The 16,529-nt window shown below is 72.3% G+C and carries 18 protein-coding genes; 7 read left to right on the forward strand and 11 right to left on the reverse strand.

Annotated features, from left to right (window positions below):
* Positions 1-23 precede the first annotated feature (23 nt).
* Complete coding sequence (locus ABD437_RS36125; protein ID WP_344653460.1) at positions 24-677, reverse strand: TetR/AcrR family transcriptional regulator; 654 nt, start codon at positions 675-677, stop codon at positions 24-26.
* A gap of 62 nt (positions 678-739) precedes the next feature.
* Between ABD437_RS36125 and ABD437_RS36130 the strand changes: the two genes are divergently transcribed.
* A complete protein-coding gene (locus ABD437_RS36130; protein ID WP_344653461.1) occupies positions 740-1,171 on the forward strand; it encodes an MEKHLA domain-containing protein in 432 nt (143 codons plus the stop codon).
* Between the two features lie 46 nt (positions 1,172-1,217).
* Here ABD437_RS36130 and ABD437_RS36135 read toward each other — a convergent pair whose 3' ends face one another.
* Positions 1,218-2,642, reverse strand: a complete 1,425-nt coding sequence (locus ABD437_RS36135; RefSeq protein ID WP_344653462.1) for an MFS transporter — start codon at positions 2,640-2,642, stop codon at positions 1,218-1,220.
* A gap of 94 nt (positions 2,643-2,736) precedes the next feature.
* On the opposite strand from ABD437_RS36135, the gene ABD437_RS36140 reads away from it, so the two are divergent.
* Complete coding sequence (locus ABD437_RS36140) at positions 2,737-3,429, forward strand: TetR/AcrR family transcriptional regulator (protein ID WP_344653463.1); 693 nt, start codon at positions 2,737-2,739, stop codon at positions 3,427-3,429.
* Here the strand turns inward: ABD437_RS36140 and ABD437_RS36145 are convergent.
* Both ABD437_RS36145 and ABD437_RS36150 read right to left on the reverse strand, forming a co-directional pair.
* Positions 3,411-4,079 (reverse strand): response regulator, encoded by a 669-nt coding sequence (locus ABD437_RS36145; protein WP_344653464.1) that lies wholly within the window; start codon positions 4,077-4,079, stop codon positions 3,411-3,413. The genes ABD437_RS36140 and ABD437_RS36145 overlap by 19 nt on opposite strands.
* Entirely contained in the window at positions 4,076-5,695 is a 1,620-nt protein-coding gene (locus ABD437_RS36150; protein WP_344653465.1) for a sensor histidine kinase, read from the reverse strand. The genes ABD437_RS36145 and ABD437_RS36150 overlap by 4 nt, the downstream gene beginning before the upstream one ends.
* A 98-nt stretch (positions 5,696-5,793) precedes the next feature.
* On the opposite strand from ABD437_RS36150, the gene ABD437_RS36155 reads away from it, so the two are divergent.
* The 3 genes from ABD437_RS36155 to ABD437_RS36165 are packed head-to-tail and all read left to right on the forward strand — an operon-like array spanning position 5,794 to position 8,809.
* Positions 5,794-6,795 (forward strand): Bug family tripartite tricarboxylate transporter substrate binding protein, encoded by a 1,002-nt coding sequence (locus tag ABD437_RS36155; protein WP_344653466.1) that lies wholly within the window; start codon positions 5,794-5,796, stop codon positions 6,793-6,795.
* On the forward strand, positions 6,792-7,295 hold the full coding sequence (locus ABD437_RS36160; protein ID WP_344653467.1) for a tripartite tricarboxylate transporter TctB family protein: 504 nt from the start codon (positions 6,792-6,794) through the stop codon (positions 7,293-7,295). The genes ABD437_RS36155 and ABD437_RS36160 overlap by 4 nt, the downstream gene beginning before the upstream one ends.
* A complete protein-coding gene (locus ABD437_RS36165; RefSeq protein WP_344653707.1) occupies positions 7,295-8,809 on the forward strand; it encodes a tripartite tricarboxylate transporter permease in 1,515 nt (504 codons plus the stop codon). The genes ABD437_RS36160 and ABD437_RS36165 overlap by 1 nt, the downstream gene beginning before the upstream one ends.
* Here ABD437_RS36165 and ABD437_RS36170 read toward each other — a convergent pair.
* From ABD437_RS36170 to ABD437_RS36180, 3 genes are all read right to left on the reverse strand, one after another.
* The gene (locus tag ABD437_RS36170) at positions 8,760-9,209 is read right to left on the reverse strand and encodes a nuclear transport factor 2 family protein (protein ID WP_344653468.1); all 450 of its coding nucleotides are present in this window, start codon (positions 9,207-9,209) and stop codon (positions 8,760-8,762) included. The genes ABD437_RS36165 and ABD437_RS36170 overlap by 50 nt on opposite strands.
* Positions 9,210-9,218: 9 nt before the next feature.
* Entirely contained in the window at positions 9,219-10,646 is a 1,428-nt protein-coding gene (locus ABD437_RS36175; RefSeq protein WP_344653469.1) for an aldehyde dehydrogenase (NADP(+)), read from the reverse strand.
* A gap of 97 nt (positions 10,647-10,743) precedes the next feature.
* Positions 10,744-11,892 carry a fumarylacetoacetate hydrolase family protein gene (locus ABD437_RS36180; RefSeq protein WP_344653470.1) on the reverse strand — a complete coding sequence of 383 codons (1,149 nt, stop codon included), beginning with the start codon at positions 11,890-11,892 and terminating at the stop codon, positions 10,744-10,746.
* Positions 11,893-11,906: 14 nt separating this feature from the next.
* Between ABD437_RS36180 and ABD437_RS36185 the strand changes: the two genes are divergently transcribed.
* Entirely contained in the window at positions 11,907-12,128 is a 222-nt protein-coding gene (locus ABD437_RS36185) for a hypothetical protein (RefSeq protein WP_344653471.1), read from the forward strand.
* A 2-nt stretch (positions 12,129-12,130) separates the two neighbouring features.
* Here the strand turns inward: ABD437_RS36185 and ABD437_RS36190 are convergent, their stop codons facing one another.
* The 3 genes from ABD437_RS36190 to ABD437_RS36200 are packed head-to-tail and all read right to left on the reverse strand — an operon-like array spanning position 12,131 to position 14,412.
* Positions 12,131-13,408: a hypothetical protein gene (locus tag ABD437_RS36190; protein ID WP_344653472.1), complete on the reverse strand. Its 1,278-nt coding sequence runs from the start codon at positions 13,406-13,408 to the stop codon at positions 12,131-12,133.
* Entirely contained in the window at positions 13,401-14,144 is a 744-nt protein-coding gene (locus tag ABD437_RS36195; RefSeq protein ID WP_344653473.1) for a SigE family RNA polymerase sigma factor, read from the reverse strand. The genes ABD437_RS36190 and ABD437_RS36195 overlap by 8 nt, the downstream gene beginning before the upstream one ends.
* The gene (locus ABD437_RS36200) at positions 14,128-14,412 is read right to left on the reverse strand and encodes a MerR family transcriptional regulator (RefSeq protein ID WP_344653719.1); all 285 of its coding nucleotides are present in this window, start codon (positions 14,410-14,412) and stop codon (positions 14,128-14,130) included. Before ABD437_RS36200 ends, ABD437_RS36195 begins: the two co-directional genes overlap by 17 nt.
* Before the next feature lie 106 nt (positions 14,413-14,518).
* Here ABD437_RS36200 and ABD437_RS43165 point away from each other — a divergent pair, with 106 nt between their 5' ends.
* Positions 14,519-14,830, forward strand: a complete 312-nt coding sequence (locus ABD437_RS43165; RefSeq protein WP_425558328.1) for an alpha/beta hydrolase fold domain-containing protein — start codon at positions 14,519-14,521, stop codon at positions 14,828-14,830.
* A gap of 73 nt (positions 14,831-14,903) precedes the next feature.
* Here ABD437_RS43165 and ABD437_RS36210 read toward each other — a convergent pair whose 3' ends face one another.
* Entirely contained in the window at positions 14,904-16,529 is a 1,626-nt protein-coding gene (locus ABD437_RS36210) for a (2,3-dihydroxybenzoyl)adenylate synthase (RefSeq protein WP_344653474.1), read from the reverse strand.

The raw sequence follows: 16,529 nt of genomic DNA on the forward strand, positions 1-16,529 counted from the left end.
TGTTCGTGATGGGCGCGCGACGATCACGCGCTCGTGGCGATTCCGTTCACGAGAGCAGCGAACGCCCAGCGCAGGCGCTGCTCCCCCGCACCGGAAACCAGCTCCTCGCGGTGGGCGGCGATGTGTGGATAGGCCGCGTCCGGAGCGTCCCGGACGGCGGCACGCAGCCCTTCCCACTCGCCGTCGGCCGCCGCCGACTCCCGGCGCGTGCCGTGCTCGGCCGCGCTCGCGGTGGCGTGCTGGAGCAGGACGTCGACGCCCCAGGCGGCCGGCCGCGGCGGTATCCCCGCCGCGGCCAACCGGCCGAGCAGGGCGTCGATGACGCGGAGGTAGTTCGGCCCGGAGGGCCAGAGCGTGAGCACCGAGCGGGCGAGGCTCGGGTACTCCAGGAGCAGGGTGGTGTAGTCGACGAGCAGGTCGACCGGGTCGGACGCGGTCAGCGGGAAGTCCGCCAGCAGCGCGTCCAGCAGGGCGCCGTGCAGTTCGGCCATGTTCTGGACGTAGACGTACAGCGAAGCCGGCCCGGTGTCGAGCTCCGCGGCCAGCCGCCGCATCGTCACCCGCTCCAGCCCTTCCTCGCGCAGGATGCCCAGCGCGACCGCCACCACGCCGTCACGACTGAGCGGCGGCTTGGCCGGTCGGTCGCGACGGCTGACCGGAGTTCGACGCGGAGGCATGAACACGATCGTAACGAACATGTTCGTTCCGTCAAGTGGTGGCGACCGGGACACTAGGCGTCATGGACGACTTAGCCGAACTGCTCACCCGCAGCTACGCCCGGCTGGTGGGTGGCCGGCTCGTGCCGGACGGGGTGTCCGACGTGGCCGGGTGGCTCTACGACGCGCCGTTCGGCCTGCTGGCCCACGACACCTCGCCGGACCCGGTGTTCGTGTACGCCAACCGCACCGCGCAGCAGCACTTCGGGTACGGCTGGGACGAGTTCGTCGGCCTGCCCTCGCGGCTGTCGGCCGGGGAAGAGGACCGGGGCGCCCGCGCCGCGCTGCTGGACGCGGTACGGCGTCAGGGCTACACCGACGCTTACCGCGGGCCGCGCGTCGCGAAGTCGGGTCGTCGCTTCTGGATCGACGACGTGACGGTCTGGAACCTGCTCACGCCGGACTCCGAACGGGTGGGCCAGGCCGCCCTGATCCGGAGCTGGTCCGACGCCTGACGCGCCGACCGGCTCCGGATCAGGGCCCGGCCCGTACCTCGGGGGCTCAGACCGCGACGGCTTCGGCGAGTTGTTCGGCGTCGGGGGTGAGCTGCGGGGACGCCAGGGCGATCACCAGGTTGACGCCGGCGAAGACGGCCGCCACCAGCAGCCCGCGGTGGAACCCCTCCACCAGCGCCTGCCCCGGCGCGGTGCCCGAGGACACCAGGTCGGTGACGTGCGACGTGGACAGCGTGGTGATGATCGCCAGGCCGAGCGCACCGCCGACCTGGTAACCGGAGGAGACGACGCCGGACGCGGCGCCGGCCTCGTCGGAACGCACGTCGGCCACGGCCGCGATCTGCGCCGCCGTACCGACGGCCATGATTCCCACGCCGAAGAGCAGCAGCCCCGGCAGCAGGTCGGTGACGTAGTCGCCGCGCGCGTCGACCAGGGAGAGCAGCCAGAGCCCGGCGACGCTGACCCCGGCGCCGACGAACATCACCGGCCGGGTGCCGACCCGCGCCACCAGCTGGGACGCGCCGACCGCGGCCACGATCGCGGCGATACCCATCGGCAGGAACTGCAGCCCGGTCTCGAGCGCCGACAGGCCACGCACCTGCTGCAGGAAGATCGCGGTCAGGAAGAACATCGCCAGGAACGCGGCGCCGTTGAGCGCCAGCGCGGCGGTGGCGGTGCTCAGCCCGCGCGAGCGGAACAGCCGCATCGGCACCAGCGGGGCCGCGGACCGGCGCTCGACGACGATGAACGCGGCCAGCAGGACGAACGCCGCGACCAGCGAGCCGACGACCTCGCCGGCGCTCCAGCCCAGCGGTTCGGCCCGGATGACACCGTAGATCAGCGCCAGCACACCGCCGGTCGCGAGCACGGCACCGGCGGCGTCGAACGTGCGCGGCCCGCTGGTCTCCACCTTGCTCTCGCGGATGATCGCCGGCGTGACGAGCACCAGCGCGGCCGCGATCGGCACGTTGACGAAGAACACCCACTCCCAGCCCGCGCTGTCGACGAGCACACCGCCGGCGATCACGCCCAGCGTGCCGCCGAGACCGGCCAGACCGCCCCAGATGCCGAGCGCGATGTTGCGCTCCCGGCCGTGGGCGAACGTGACCGTGAGGATCGACAGCGCGGCCGGCGAGAGCAGCGCCCCGCCGAGGCCCTGCAGGGCGCGGACGCCGATCAGCACTTCCTGGGACGGCGCGAGCCCGCCGATCAGCGAGGTGATCCCGAACAGCGCGAGCCCCACGACGAAAAGCCGCCGCCGGCCGAGGAGGTCCGCGGCCCGGCCCCCGAGTAACAGGAAGCCGCCGAAGACCAGGGTGTACGCGCTGATCACCCACTGCAGGTTGTCGGGGGTGAAGGCCAGGTCGGCCTGGATGTCGGGCAGCGCGACGTTCACGATCGTGACGTCCAACACCACCATGAATTGGGCCAGGGCCAGGACCACCAGGGTGGCCCACGGACTGCGTCGCATAGCTGATTCGCCTCGTCTGCATCACGTACGACGTACATGTACGCCGTATAGGAACGGTTGAGAGCGAAACATGTACGCCGTATAGTTGTCAACCGTGGCGAGAAAACGGGCGGAGACGGCGGTCAAGGAGCGGCTCACGCGGGAGCGGATCGTCGACTGCGCGATCACGCTCGCCGGCACCGAGGGGCTCGAGGCGGTGACCATCCGGCGGCTGGCGCAGGACCAGGGCGTCACGCCGATGGCGTTGTACTGGCACTTCAAGGACAAGGACCGGCTGTTCGACGGCATCGCCGAGAAGGTGCTGTCCGACGTGACGCTGCCGCCGGAGTCCGACGACCCCTGGCCCGAGCAGCTGCGTGTCCTGCTGTCCGAGCTGCTCGCCGTGCTCCGCGCCCACCCGGCCGTCGCCGACCTGGTGAAGACCCGGGTGCTGCTGTCCGAGCCGGGCCTGCAGCTCGCCGAGCGCACGCTCGGTGTGCTGCGCTCGGCGGGGTTCACCGCCGAGCAGTCGGCCCAGCTCTCCGGCCACGCGCTGCAGACGATCGTGGCGCTGGTGACTCAGGAGCCGGGGCTGATGGTCGGCGAGGACCCGGCCGCGCGGGAGGAGCACATCCGGCTCAAACGCGCGTCGCTGCAGGCGTTGTCGCCCGAGCGGTACCCGCTCACCGTGGCCTCGGCGGACGCGTTCACCGACTGCGGCAACGAGCCGGCCTACTTCGAGCTGGGGCTCGACCTGTTCATCGAGGGCGTACGCGGCGTGCAGCCGGGTCAGTCCGACCAGCGGTAGCGTCGTTCGGGGCGGCCCTGCGCGTACCGGAGCGTGACCGTGACCCGGCCGGCGTCGCGGAGGAACTCCAGGTAGCGGCGGGCGCTGACCCGGGAGATGCCGGCCCGGTCCGCGCACTCGGCCGCCGACAGGGTCACGGCGGCGGCACGCACGACGCGCTCGACGAGCGCCGCCGTCTCCGCACTCAGTCCTTTCGGGAGCGCCCGGGTCGCCGAGCGCGCGGCCTGTGAGAGCGCCCGGTCGATGTCGGCCTGGCTCTCCAGCTCGGTCGCGTACAGGCCGGCCCGCTGGGCGGCGTACTGCTGCAGCCGACGGCGGAGATCGTCGAACCCGAACGGTTTCAGCAGGTAGTTGACGATCCCGTTGCGGACGGCCCCGCGCACGGCGTCGGCCTCGCGGGCCGCGGAGATGACCAGGACGTCGCAGTCGTGGGCCGACGTGCGCAGCTCGGCCAGTACGTCGAGGCCGAAGACGTCCGGCAGGTAGAGGTCGAGCAGCACCAGGTCGGGGCGCAGGTCCGCGACCGCGTCGAGGGCCTCGCGACCGGTGTGGGCGACGCCGACCACGGCGAAGCCCGCGACCTGTTCCACGAAGCCACAGTGGATGCGGGCCACCCGGAAGTCGTCGTCGACGACGAGGACGGTGATCACGCGTCCACCGGCGCCCGGCCGGGCGCCGGTGCGCCGACGGTCAGCCGGGCCACGAACATCGTGCCCTCCGGGGTGTTCGCCACCGATACCTCACCGCCGTGGCGCTGGCACACCAGCCGGGTGAGAGCCAGCCCGATCCCGCGTTCCCCGCCCTCGGCCGCCTTGGTCGTGAACCCGCGGGCGAAGACCTCCTGGGCCAGCTCCGGTGCGATCCCCGGCCCGGAGTCACGCACGACGATCTCCACCGTCGACGTGTCCTGGCGCAACTCGACCTCGACCCAGGCGCCGTCGGTGACCGCCGCGGCGTCGAGCGCGTTGTCGACGAGGTTGCCGACGACGGTAGCGATGTCGGCGGCGTCATCGGGTTCCAGGCGCCCCAGCGCGGTGCGTTCGGAGATCCGCAGCCGCACCCGGCGCTCGGCCGCCTGCGCGGACTTCGCCATCAGCAGCGCCGCCACCGCGGTGTCCTGGATCCGGCTGGTCAACGTGAGGTCGAGCGACTCGCGATGGTCCGCGAGCGCTTCGACGTACTGCACCACCTCGTCGTACTCCCCGATCTGGATCAGACCCGAGATCGTGTGCAGCTGGTTGGCGAACTCGTGGGCCTGTGCGCGTAACAACTCGGTCGAGCTGCGGAACGAGCCCATCTCCCGCTCGAGCTGGGCGAGCTCGGTGCGGTCACGCAGCGTGGTCACCGAGCCGAGCCGGCGCCCGTCCTTGGTGACGCTCATCCGGTTGAGCACCAGCACCCGGCCGCGGCGCAGCACGACCTCGTCGCGCGCGCCCCCGGTGAGCACCTCCCCCAGCCGTCCCTCGACGCCCAGCTCGGTGAGCGTCGCGCCGACGCACTCCTCCGGCAGGTCCAGCAGGCGCAGGCCGACCGCGTTGACGAGCGTGACGCGGTCGTGCGGATCGAGCGCGATGACGCCCTCGGCGATGCCGTAGAGCATCGCCTCGCGGTGTTCGGCCAACCCGGCGATCTCCCGTGGCTCGAGTCCGAGCGTCTGGCGCTTGATGCGCCGGGCCAGCAACCAGGAGCCGAGCAGCCCGACGACGCTGGCCAGCCCCAGGTAGATCGCCAGGTGCGACGAGGCGTCCAGGGCCCGCTGCTGCAGGGTGGGCGAGGCCTCGCCGATGACCACGACGCCGAGTTGCCGGCCGAGGTTCTGCGGTTCGGCGCCGAGCACCGGCACCTGCGCGACCAGCTCGAGCGATCCGTTCAGCCGCAGCTCGCCCGACCAGCTCCGGCCGTCGGCGACCCCGGCGCTGCCCAGCGGCAGCCGGCCCCGCGTCAGCAGCGGGTCGGTCGAGCTCACCACGATGCCGTCCGCGTCGGCGATCGTCACCGAGGTGACGCCGGACTGGGTCCGGATCGTCTGCACCAGCGGCGCCAGCGTCTCGCCCGGCGCCGGCTGCGCGAGTTGCGTGCGCACCAGCGGGTTGTCGGCCAGCTGCTCGGCCAGCGCCGCGACCCGCCGGCCCTCGACCCGGTCGAACGTGGCCGCGGACTGCGCCACCGACAGCGCGGCGATGGCGACCAGCACCACGACGATGACGACGAGCTGGAGCGCCAGGAGCTGGCCCGCGAGCGTGGAGCGCCGCGACGTCACGACCACAATGAATAAAACCTCCACTGGTTACACAACGCAATGACGGCATCGGTGGGGCTCATCATCATCGCGTCGGACGCTCCCGAAACGAAAGAGAAATCGCGATGAAAAGAACGCCTCGCGTGCTGGCCGCGTTCGCCGCGATGACCCTGCTGGCCACGACCGCCTGCGGCGCGACCGCCGACCGGGACGGTGCGAGCGGGACGTCCGGAAAACCCGTCAGCGGCCTGCGGATCCTGGTGCCCAACAGCCCCGGCGGCGGCTACGACACGACCGCGCGCACCCTCGCGAAGGTCATGGAGGACAGCCGGATCGCCGTCGGCGTCGAGGTGTTCAACCTCTCCGGCGCGGGCGGGGTGGTCGGGCTCCAGCGCATCGTCAACGAGAAGGGCAACGGCGACCTCGTCATGCAGATGGGGCTGGGCGTGGTCGGCTCGTCCTACACCCAGAAGTCGCCGGCCAAGCTGACCGAGACGACGCCGATCGCGAAGTTGATCGAGGAGTCGGGCGCGATCGTCGTGCCCAAGAATTCGCCGTACCGCACCATCGACGACCTCGTCGCCGCGTGGAAGGCCGACCCGAAGAAGATCGCGGTCGGTGGCGGCTCCTCGCCCGGCGGCCCGGACCACCTGCTGCCGATGCAGCTGGCGAAGGCCGTCGGCATCGACCCGAGGCAGGTCAACTACGTCTCCTACGACGGCGGCGGCGAACTGCTCCCGGCGTTGCTGGGCAGCAAGATCGCGTTCGGGGCCAGCGGGGTCGGCGAGTTCATCGACCAGATCGAGGCCGGCCAGGTGCGGGTGCTCGCGGTGACCAGCGAGAACCGGCTGGACATGGTGAAGGACGCACCGACGCTGAAGGAGTCGGGCATCGACCTGATCTTCACCAACTGGCGGGGCATCGTGGCGCCACCCGGGATCTCCGAGGCCGACCAGCAGCGGTGGATCGACCTGCTGACGCGGATGCACGGCACCGACGCCTGGAAGGCGGAGCTGGCCAAACACGGCTGGACCGACGCGTTCGCGACCGGGCCCGAGTTCGCGACGTTCCTCACCGAACAGGACAAGGCCGTCGCGGAGATCCTCACCAGCCTCGGCCTGACGTGAGCGAGCCGGTCACCGCGCCACCCGACCGCGCCCAGTACGGGGTGTGCGCGTTCCTCGCGGTCGTCGGCGTCCTCGTGATGATCGACGCGGCACGCACCGACCCGGCGACGAACAGCAACGACCCGATCGGGCCGCGGCCGGTGCCGATCCTGATCGGCGCGCTGCTGCTGGTCGTCGCCGTCGCGTACACGATCGACGTGGCGCGCGGCGGCCGGGGCGAGCCGGAGGGCGGAGAGGACGTCGACCCCGGCTCGCCGATCGACTGGCGGACGGTCGCGCTGGTCATCGCCGCGTTCGCGCTCAACGCGGTGCTGATCGAGCCGCTGGGCTGGGTGATCAGCGGATCGCTGCTGTTCTGGGGCACCGCGTTCGCGCTCGGCGCGCGCCGGCACCTGGTGTCGCTCGCGGTCGCGGTCACGCTCGCGTTGGCCACGTTCTACGGGTTCGCGATCGGGCTGGGCGTCGCCCTGCCCGCCGGGATACTGCAGGGGATCCTGTGATCGACGACCTGGGCAGCCTGCTCGACGGATTCGCCGGCGTCGTCACGCCGCTGAACCTGCTGTTCGCGCTCCTGGGCGTGACCGTGGGGACCGCGGTCGGTGTGCTGCCCGGCATCGGGCCGGCGATGACGGTCGCGCTCCTGCTCCCGCTGACCTACGGGCTGGAGCCGACCCAGGCGTTCATCATGTTCGCCGGCATCCTCTACGGCGGCATGTACGGCGGTTCGACGACGTCGATCCTGCTGAACACGCCGGGTGAGTCGTCGTCGGTCGTCACCGCGATCGAGGGCAACAAGATGGCCAAGGCCGGCCGCGCGGCCCAGGCGCTGGCCACCGCGGCGATCGGGTCGTTCGTCGCCGGCACGATCGGCACGCTGCTGCTGGTGCTGGTGACCCCGCTGATGGTGACGTTCGCGGTCAGCCTGGGCGCGCCCGACTACCTGGCGATCATGCTGCTGGGCTTCATCGCGGTCAGCGCGGTGCTCGGCGCCTCCCGGATCCGGGGCTTCGCCGCGCTGCTGCTCGGCCTCACGATCGGTCTGGTCGGCATCGACCGGGTCACCGGACAGCAGCGGCTGACGCTCGACCTGGCGCAGCTGGCCGACGGCATCGACGTCATCGTCGTCGCCGTCGGGATCTTCGCCGTCGGCGAGACGCTCTGGGTGGCCGCGCACCTGCGCCACACGATCGGCCAGGTCATCCCGGTCGGCCGGCCGTGGCTGGGGCGCGAGGACTGGCGCCGCTCGTGGCGGCCGTGGTTGCGCGGCACCGGGCTGGGGTTCCCGTTCGGCGTGATGCCGGCCGGCGGCGCCGAAATCCCCACCTATCTCTCCTACACGCTGGAGAAACGGCTCAGCCGGCACCCGGAGGAGTTCGGCCGGGGCGCGATCGAGGGCGTCGCCGGGCCGGAGGCCGCTAACAACGCGTCGGCGGCCGGCACGCTGGTGCCGCTGCTCGCGCTCGGCCTGCCCACCAACGCCACCGCCGCGGTGATGATCGCCGCGCTCACCAGCTACGGCATCCAGCCCGGCCCGCTGCTGCTGGAACGCGAGTCCTCGCTGGTCTGGACGCTGATCGCGAGCCTGTTCATCGGCAACCTGATGCTGCTGGTGCTCAACCTGCCGCTCGCGCCGCTCTGGGCCAAGCTCCTGCGCGTGCCCCGCCCGTACCTGTACGCCGGAATCCTGTTCTTCGCCTCGATGGGGGCGTACGCGGTCAACGCCCAGCCGTTCGACCTGCTCCTGCTGCTGGTGCTGGGGCTGATCGGCTTCGGGATGCGCCGGTTCGGGCTGCCGATCCTGCCGCTCATCGTCGGGGTCATCCTCGGCCCGATCGCCGAACGGCAGGGCCGGATGGCGCTCCAGCTCTCCGGCGGTGACCCGTCCGGTCTGCTCGGCGGCGCGCTGTCGTACGTGATCTACGGAACGATCGCGGTGATCCTGCTCTGGCCGGTGCTGCGACGCCTCAGCGCAACGGCAGTTCGGACTCGTCACCGGGAGCACGCGGACCGATGATGCGCCGCTCGTCCGCAGTGATGCGCAGGTCGTTGATGCTCGCCTCGCGGCGGCGCATCAGGCCCTGGTCGTCGAACTCCCAGTTCTCGTTGCCGTAGCTGCGCCACCACTGCCCGGCCTCGTCGCGGCACTCGTACTGGAAGCGCACGGCGATGCGGTGGCCGGCGAACGTCCACAGTGACTTGCGCAGCGCGTAGTCGAGTTCCCGCTGCCACTTCGCGGTGAGGAACTCGACGATCGCGGCGCGGCCGGTGAGGAACGTGTCCCGGTTCCGCCAGACCGAGTCCTCGGTGTAGGCCAGGGACACCCGCTCGGGATCGCGGGTGTTCCAGGCGTCCTCGGCCGCCTGGACCTTGGTGGCGGCGGTCTTGGCGGTGAACGGCGGAAGCGGGGGGCGCACCCCCTCAACTTACGCCTGCAACACCCCGTCCACACGACGCGGAATGCCCGTGTACCCGTCCCGGAGCTCCTCCGGCAGGACCTGCTCGGGGGCGTTCTGGTACGTCAGCGGACGCAGGAAGCGGCGGATCGCGGTCGGGCCCACCGAGGTGTGCACGGTGTTCGTCGACGGCCACGGCCCGCCGTGCGTCTGCGCCCAGGCGACGAGGACGCCGGTCGGGTAGGCGTCGAAGAGCAGGCGTCCGGCGCGGGGCGTCAGCACGGCCAGCAGCGGGCCCAGGTCGTCGCCGTCGGCGGAGTGGATCGTGCCGGTGAGCGAGCCCGGCAGCGTCGACAGCACGTCGACCAGGTCCTTCTCCGACTCGTACCGCACCACCAGCGCGAGCGGGCCGAAGCACTCCTCGGCCAGGTCCGCGGTGAAGTTCGCGGCGTCCACGGTGAGCAGCGCCGGCGTCGCGCCGTCGCCGGCCCCGGTGGCCCCGGTGGCGGCGGTGGCGACCCCCGGCCGGGAGCGCAGGTCGGCGCCGATCGAGTCGTAGCCGTCCGCGACGCGGTCGTTGAGCAGCAGGCCGGCGGGGACGTCGGCGAGCGCGGTGGCCATCGCGGCGACGAGCGTGTCGCCGGCCTCGTCGGCGGGGACGAAGATCAGGCCCGGCTTGGTGCAGAGCTGACCCAGCGAGCCGGTGACCGCGGTGACCAGGCCGGCGGCGATCGACCCGGCGCGGGCGGCCGCCGCGGCCGGCGTCACGACCAGCGGGTTGAGGCTGGCGAGCTCGCCGTAGAACGGGATCGGCTCCGGGCGGGTCTCGATCAGCGCGCGCAGCGCCTGTCCCCCGCCGAGCGAGCCGGTGAAGCCGACCGCGGTGATCCGCGGGTCGGTGACGAGTTCGGCGCCGGCTTCGCGTCCGTGGATCAGGCCGACGGTGCCGTCGGGGGCGCCGGTCGCGACCACGGCCGCGGCGAGGGCCTCGAAGGCCAGCTCCGACGTCTCGGGGTGGGACTCGTGGGCTTTCAGCACGACCGGGCAGCCGGCCGCCAGCGCCGAGGCGGTGTCGCCGCCCGGCACGGAGAACGCCAGCGGGAAGTTCGAGGCCCCGAACACCGCCACCGGACCGAGCGGCACCAGCAGGCGGCGCAGGTCCGGGCCCGGGCCCATCGGGGTGTCGCCGGCGTGGTCGATCGTGGCCTCGAGGTAGGAACCCTCGTCGAGGACGTCGGCGAACACACGGAGCTGGTACGCGGTGCGCGTCACCTCGCCGTCGAGCCGCGCCTCCCCGAGGTGCGTCTCCCGCGCGGCGGTCGCGATCAGCGCGTCCCGGCGCTTCTCGATCTCGTCGGCGGCCGCGCGCAGGAGCCGGGCCCGGCCCGCGCGCCCCATCGCCGCCAGCCCGGCCGCCGCTCCCGCGGCCGCCCGGGTCACTGCTTCAACGGTGCTCACGAAGACTCCTCACGTGCTTTCACGGATGATGGTGGGGCGTCGGCGAGCGTGACCGATCGGGTCGCCGACCGCTTCCGCGACCTGCTGATGCCAGTAGTCATCGGTCGCGGAGGCTCCGCATCAGATCGGCGAGGCCGAAGGTCCAGGGTTCGCACGCGTCGGCGGGGCGGATGCGGTTGGTCAGCGTGCCCAGGCGGGGTGACGTCACGGTCACCACGTCTCCCTCGTCGTGCGTGAATCCGAGCCCGGGGGTGTGCCGGTCGGCCGTCGGCGCGAACATCGTGCCGAGGTAGAGCACGGCACCGTCGGGGTAGAAGTGGCTGCGCATCAGCTGGGCGGCGAGATCGGCGGGGTCGCGGCTGATCCGCGTCATCGAGGACTCACCGTCGAGGTGGTACCCGTCCTCGCCGTCGACGGTCAGCGTCACGGTCGCGCCGCGGACGTCGTCGAGGGTAAAGCCGGCGTCGAACAGACGCACGAACGGGCCGAGCGCGGCCGACGCGTTGTTGTCCTTGGCCTGGGGCAGCAGCAGCGCCGAGCGGCCCTCGATGTCACGCAGGTTGACGTCGTTGCCCAGGGTGGCGCCGACGATCGTGCCCGCCGACGAGACGACGATGACGACCTCGGGCTCCGGGTTGTTCCAGGTGGAGTCGCGGCGCACGCCGGCGTCGACGGCGGTGCCGACCGCGGCGAGCACCGGGGCCTTGGTGAAGATCTCCGCGTCGGGACCGAGGCCCACCTCGAGGTACTGGCTCCAGCGGCCCTCGGCGACGAGCACCTCGCGCAGCGTCGCGGCCTCCGGTGAGCCGGGGCGGGGCGTCGAGGTGCCGATCAGCGCGTGGATGTCGGCGCGGGCGTCGGCCGCGGCACCGGCGTCACCGCGGACCCGTTCCTCGATCACCCGCTCGAGCATAGAGGCGGCGAACGTGACACCGGCGGCCTTGACGACGTGGAGGTCGACCGGGGCCAGCAGGTGCGGCCGGTTCGCGTCCCGGGTCTCCGGCGGGGTGTTCGCGAGAACCGGGTCGAGCGGCCCGAGGAATTCGCCGGTCGCTCCGCTCAGCGCCATGGCGGGGTCGTCGGACTCGGTGAGCTCCCGGACGGTCGGGAAGCTGTCGGTGACGTCGAACAGCGCTCCGCCCCGGACGGCCACGACGGACGGGCCGAGGCCCGGCCGCCACACGCGCCCAACCAGTGTCGCGGAGCCCGCGTCGACGGGAAGGGCAGCCGTGGGAGGCCAGTTCATCTCGTTACCTCCGGGTGAGTGCACGGTGGGGCGACGGCGGCTCGGCCCGCAGGGCCACCTTCGCGGTCTCGGCCGCGATCGGCGCGCGGGACGCGATCGTCGCGGCAATCATCCTGGACCGGTCCGGCAACTGCCGTCAGGGGCGTCCCCGGGCTCGCGGGACCGGCCGGATGGGTGTCCCGCGTCCGACCGTCGGCCGGTGGCAGCCCCCTGACACCGACGTCATGACCGAGTAGAGCTAGCGCATCTCCCCCACCCGCAGTACGCGGAGCGAATCCGGCCGCCCCGCGGTCGTCACCGTCCAGAGGTAGAACGGGTCGGTGCTGGTCGCGGCGCTGAGCTGCGCGTCCCGCCACTGCTCCCCCCGGCCGGCCCGGGGCAGCCGCAGGTATTTGCGCGCGACCAGGTCGTAGATCAAAGCGCCGCTACCGACGAACGCGCCCACGACGAAACGGTCGGCGACGATCCGGTAGCCGCCACCGCCGGGCCCGAGCGCGATCTCGCGCACGTCCGCACCGTCGCGCCGCCCCACCACGACGACGTCCTGCTCGCGCCCGACGCACCACGACCTCGAGCAGCTCATCGACTTCCAGCTGAGGGGCGTGGTCTGCCGCTCACCGGTGACGGCGTTCCAGATCGTCGAGTTGTTCATGACCGCGGTGGACCCGAACCACGGCCACTGCAGGTACCGGTAGTCGTGGGAGCCGGGGATGACGGCCGGCGCGGAACTGCCGTCGAGCGGCACCCAGAGCACGCCGAAGTTGCGATGTCCGTCCACGCCGGGATAGGGGTCGATCAGCACCACGTCGTCGACGACCGTCAGCCGGAGCTCGGCCACGTGGACGTTCTTGATCGGCGGCAGCGTCGTGACCCGGGCCGCCGCGCCGCCGTCGACCGGGGCCCGCCAGATCTCCCCTCGTCCATCCGGCGCCGACACCGCCCAGACGACCCACTTCTCGGCGCCGGCGTTGGCCGGCTCACCGACCGCGAAGTGGCTCTGACCGGCCGGGCTGATCGCACGCGTCGCACCGGTCACGGTGTCCACCGAGACGATCGAGCTCTTCCGGCCGACCTGGTCGTCCGTGTTCTCGGCGCTCGACGGGCTGCCGACGAGGACGCGGCCACCGGCCAGGAAACGGTAGATCGGGAACGACCCCGTCATCTTGCTGTACGCCGACGGCCAGACGTCTTCGACCGTCGCGCCGTCGGGATAGTCGGCGCGCTCCACCACCGGAGCCGCCGGCGTGAGAAAGGCCAGCGCGCCGGGTTCCGCCCCGGTGGTCGGCGGGTGCCCGTCGCGGATCGTCCGCACCGCGGTGACCCCGGTGGCGAGCACCGCCACCACCGCGAACGCGGCCGCGACGACCATCAGCCGGCCGCGCCCGTCGACTCGCCGGTTCGCGCGCTGGTAGTGACGACGGGTCAGCGAGGCGGCCAGGTCCGGCCCCGGCACGGGGGCGGCCTCGGCGGCCCGGTCCAGGGTGCGGGCGAGGGCGGCCTCGACGGTCTCAGCCACGATTCCTCCTCGGGCCGGTGGGGACGGTCTCTTCGGTCAGCTGCTCACGCAGGGTGCGCAGGCCACGCATCGCCTGGGTGCGCACGGTGACCCGGCTGATGCCGAGCAACTCGGCTATCCGGTCGTCGTCCAGGCCCTCGTAGTAGCGCAGGACGAGCACGGCACGCTGCCGCCGGCCGAGCGTGCGTAACGCCGGCCACAGCCCGGTGTCGTCCTCGACCCGGCGCAGGCCCGGATCGACGACCGCGGTGTCCGGCACCCGCTCGCTGAGGTGTTCCCGGCGCAGCCGGCGCCACCAGCTGATGTGGAGCCGGTACATGGTGGTGCGGACGTAGGCGTCCGGATGGTCCCGGCCACGACCGTGTCCCCACGCGTCACGCAGGCGCAGCAACGCCTCCTGCACGAGGTCGGCAGCGGTGTGCGAGTCCCCGGCCAGCAGGAAGCCGTAACGCAGCAGCGCCCGGCTGCGTTGGTTGACGAAGGCTTCGAACGCGTCGTCGTCGGCCGTCCGGCCCATCGCACCGTCCCCGTTCCCCGTGAGTTCACAACCGGAACGCAGCGGAGTCGGTGAACTGTTGCACCATCCCATCCGGGGTTTCCACTCCGGACACTCCACCAGGGGCGGGTGGGTGCACGTGGCGGCGTGACGCAGGCAGTCCCGCATCCGGGTCGGCCGGTCGATGTCCTCCTCCAGCTCGCGGGCCTTCTCGGCCAGGCGCTCACGCCTCGTCGTCACCGGGCGGCGCGACCAGGAAGCGGGCGATCCGCGCCGGCGTGAACCCGGCCGCGCGGGCCCAGCCGATCAGCGTGATCCGGTCGAGCACGCTCGGATCGAACGTGCGACGCAGCCCGTCGCGGCCGCTCGACTCGATCGGCCCGCGGCACTCGTCCCATCTCGATCGGCTCGCCGGTACCGGTTTCGCCGGTCGGCACACCGTCACCCCGGCCCAGGCGCGCGCCGGTTGGCCGGGATGCTCGTCGCGGGACCGCTCGCCGACGTCCACGACCGGCGGGCATCTACCGCCCTGCCCTCTCGAGCCCGCTCCCGGGTCGTCGTGTTCGTCCACGGCGGCGGGTGACCTGGACTCCCACGACGGCCTCGCCCGCGCGTTGACCAACCGGTCCGGAAGCGTCGTCGTGTCGGTCGACTACCCACTCGCGCCGGAACACCGCCACCCGGCCGCGATCGAGGCGGGCTTCGCCGCGACGCGGTGGGTGGCCGACAACGCCCGCGAACTCGGCTTCGACCCGAAGAGACTGGCCGTGGCCGTAACAGCGCCGGGTCGGTCTGGCCGACGCACCGCGGGCAGTCGCTCGGGTGGGCGCGGTCGATCCGCCGCTGGGTGCGGGCCTCGGCTTCCATCAGGAGGGCTCGATCGATCCGCCCCGGTACGGGCCCGGGCGTCCTTCGGGTCGGCCTGAACTTTCCTCCTCGGTGCGGGCCGGGCTTTCCTCCGCGGCGGGGACGGGGCCTTCTCCCGCGGTGGGGGCCGGGTCACTCCTCCGATAGCTTCGCCGCGATCTGGCGGTGGAGGAGCTTTTTGTCGAGCTTGCCCACCGCCGTCTTCGGCAACGACGACACCCATTCGAGCCGCTCGGGCCACTTGAACTTCGCTACCCCGAGTCCCGCGAGATGCTCCTGCAGATCAGGCAGGGTGAGCCGCCCTCCACTGGGCACCAGGTACGCGCAGGACCGCTCACCGAGGCGTTCGTCCGGCATCGCGACGATCGCCGCTTCCCGGATGCCCGGGTGCCGGAGCAACAGCACCTCCACCTCCTCGGCGCTGATCTTCTCGCCGCCCCGATTGATGACGTCTTTGATCCGCCCCTCCACCGAGATGGCACGTTCACCCCCGAACGTCCGCACGGCGACCAGATCCCCCGTGCGGTAGAACCCGTCGGACGTGAACGCGACCGCGTTGACGTCCGGTGCGTCGAAGTACCCCCGCAGCGTGTACGGACCACGGCACGCGAGCTCCCCGACCTCACCGTCGGGAAGCTCCTTCTCCGAGGAGGGGTCGAGCACCCGGAACTCGTCGAGAGCGGAGATCGGCGTGCCGACAGTGGTGAGGCGCGCCTCGCGCGGCGCCCCGGAGCCGCTCAGCGCGAAGAACCCCTCCCCCATGCCGAACAGCTGACCGGACCACAGCCCGTGGCCTTCGAGGGCCTCGAACAGGGGCAGCGGAACCTTCGCGCCGGAGAGCACGACCCGGCGCAGGCTCGGCACGAGCTGCGTGAACACCGGATGACCGACCGCGCCGTAATGACCGTGGCCGAACAGGACATCGGTGACCCGCTCAGCGGCCAGCATCGGCAGCGCCTCGTCGAGCACCGGCGAGGTGAGCAGCGTGCAGCCGCCCACACTGTGCGGGGCGTGGACCCCGCACACGATGCCCGCGTTGTGGATCACCGGAATGAGGTGCCCGTTACGTGTGGTCTCGTCCCAGCCGGAGGCCTCCGCGTAGGCACGCGCGTTGTACCAGTACTCGGCGTGCAGGCGCGGAATGACCTTCGGAACACCGGTGGTGCCGCCGGAAAGCTGGAAGACCGCGACCTCATCGGGGTGGATCCGGGCCTGGATGCGGTCGACCACGGCGCGCGCGACGCCGGGATCGGAACGGTCGACGAGGTCTTCGAGGCGGTTCGGCCCGTCCGCCGCGCCGATCGTCAGCGGCACGCCGATCCGCTGCTGCAGCGCGAACTCCACCAGGTCGAACCGCCCGCCGGCCTCGACCAGGTGCGCGACCGCGCCGGTCTTCCGGTTGACGCCGGAGATCTCGTGCTCGCGGTGGGCCGGGAGCGAGCAGATCGGCACCAGCCCGGCCTTGAGCAACCCGTACCAGGCCACGACGGACATCAACCGGTTGCCGATCTGGAGGACGACCCGGCCTCCCGGCCGCAGGCCCAGTTCGGTGAGGCCGAGCGCCAGACGATCGGCCCGCTCGTCGAGCTCGCGGTAGGTGAGCCGGCCGTCGGGGGCCACGACGGCCTCCCGCTCGGGGACGCGCTCGGCGACGGCCCGGAACTCGGCCGCGAGCGACCGGGTGCCCCACGCGCCCGCGGCTCGGTAGCGCGCGGCGACGTCGGCGGGGTACCGAACCAGCCCATCGGTGCTGCTCAT

This window comes from Cryptosporangium japonicum (assembly GCF_039524755.1).
GTDB lineage: Bacteria > Actinomycetota > Actinomycetes > Mycobacteriales > Cryptosporangiaceae > Cryptosporangium > Cryptosporangium japonicum.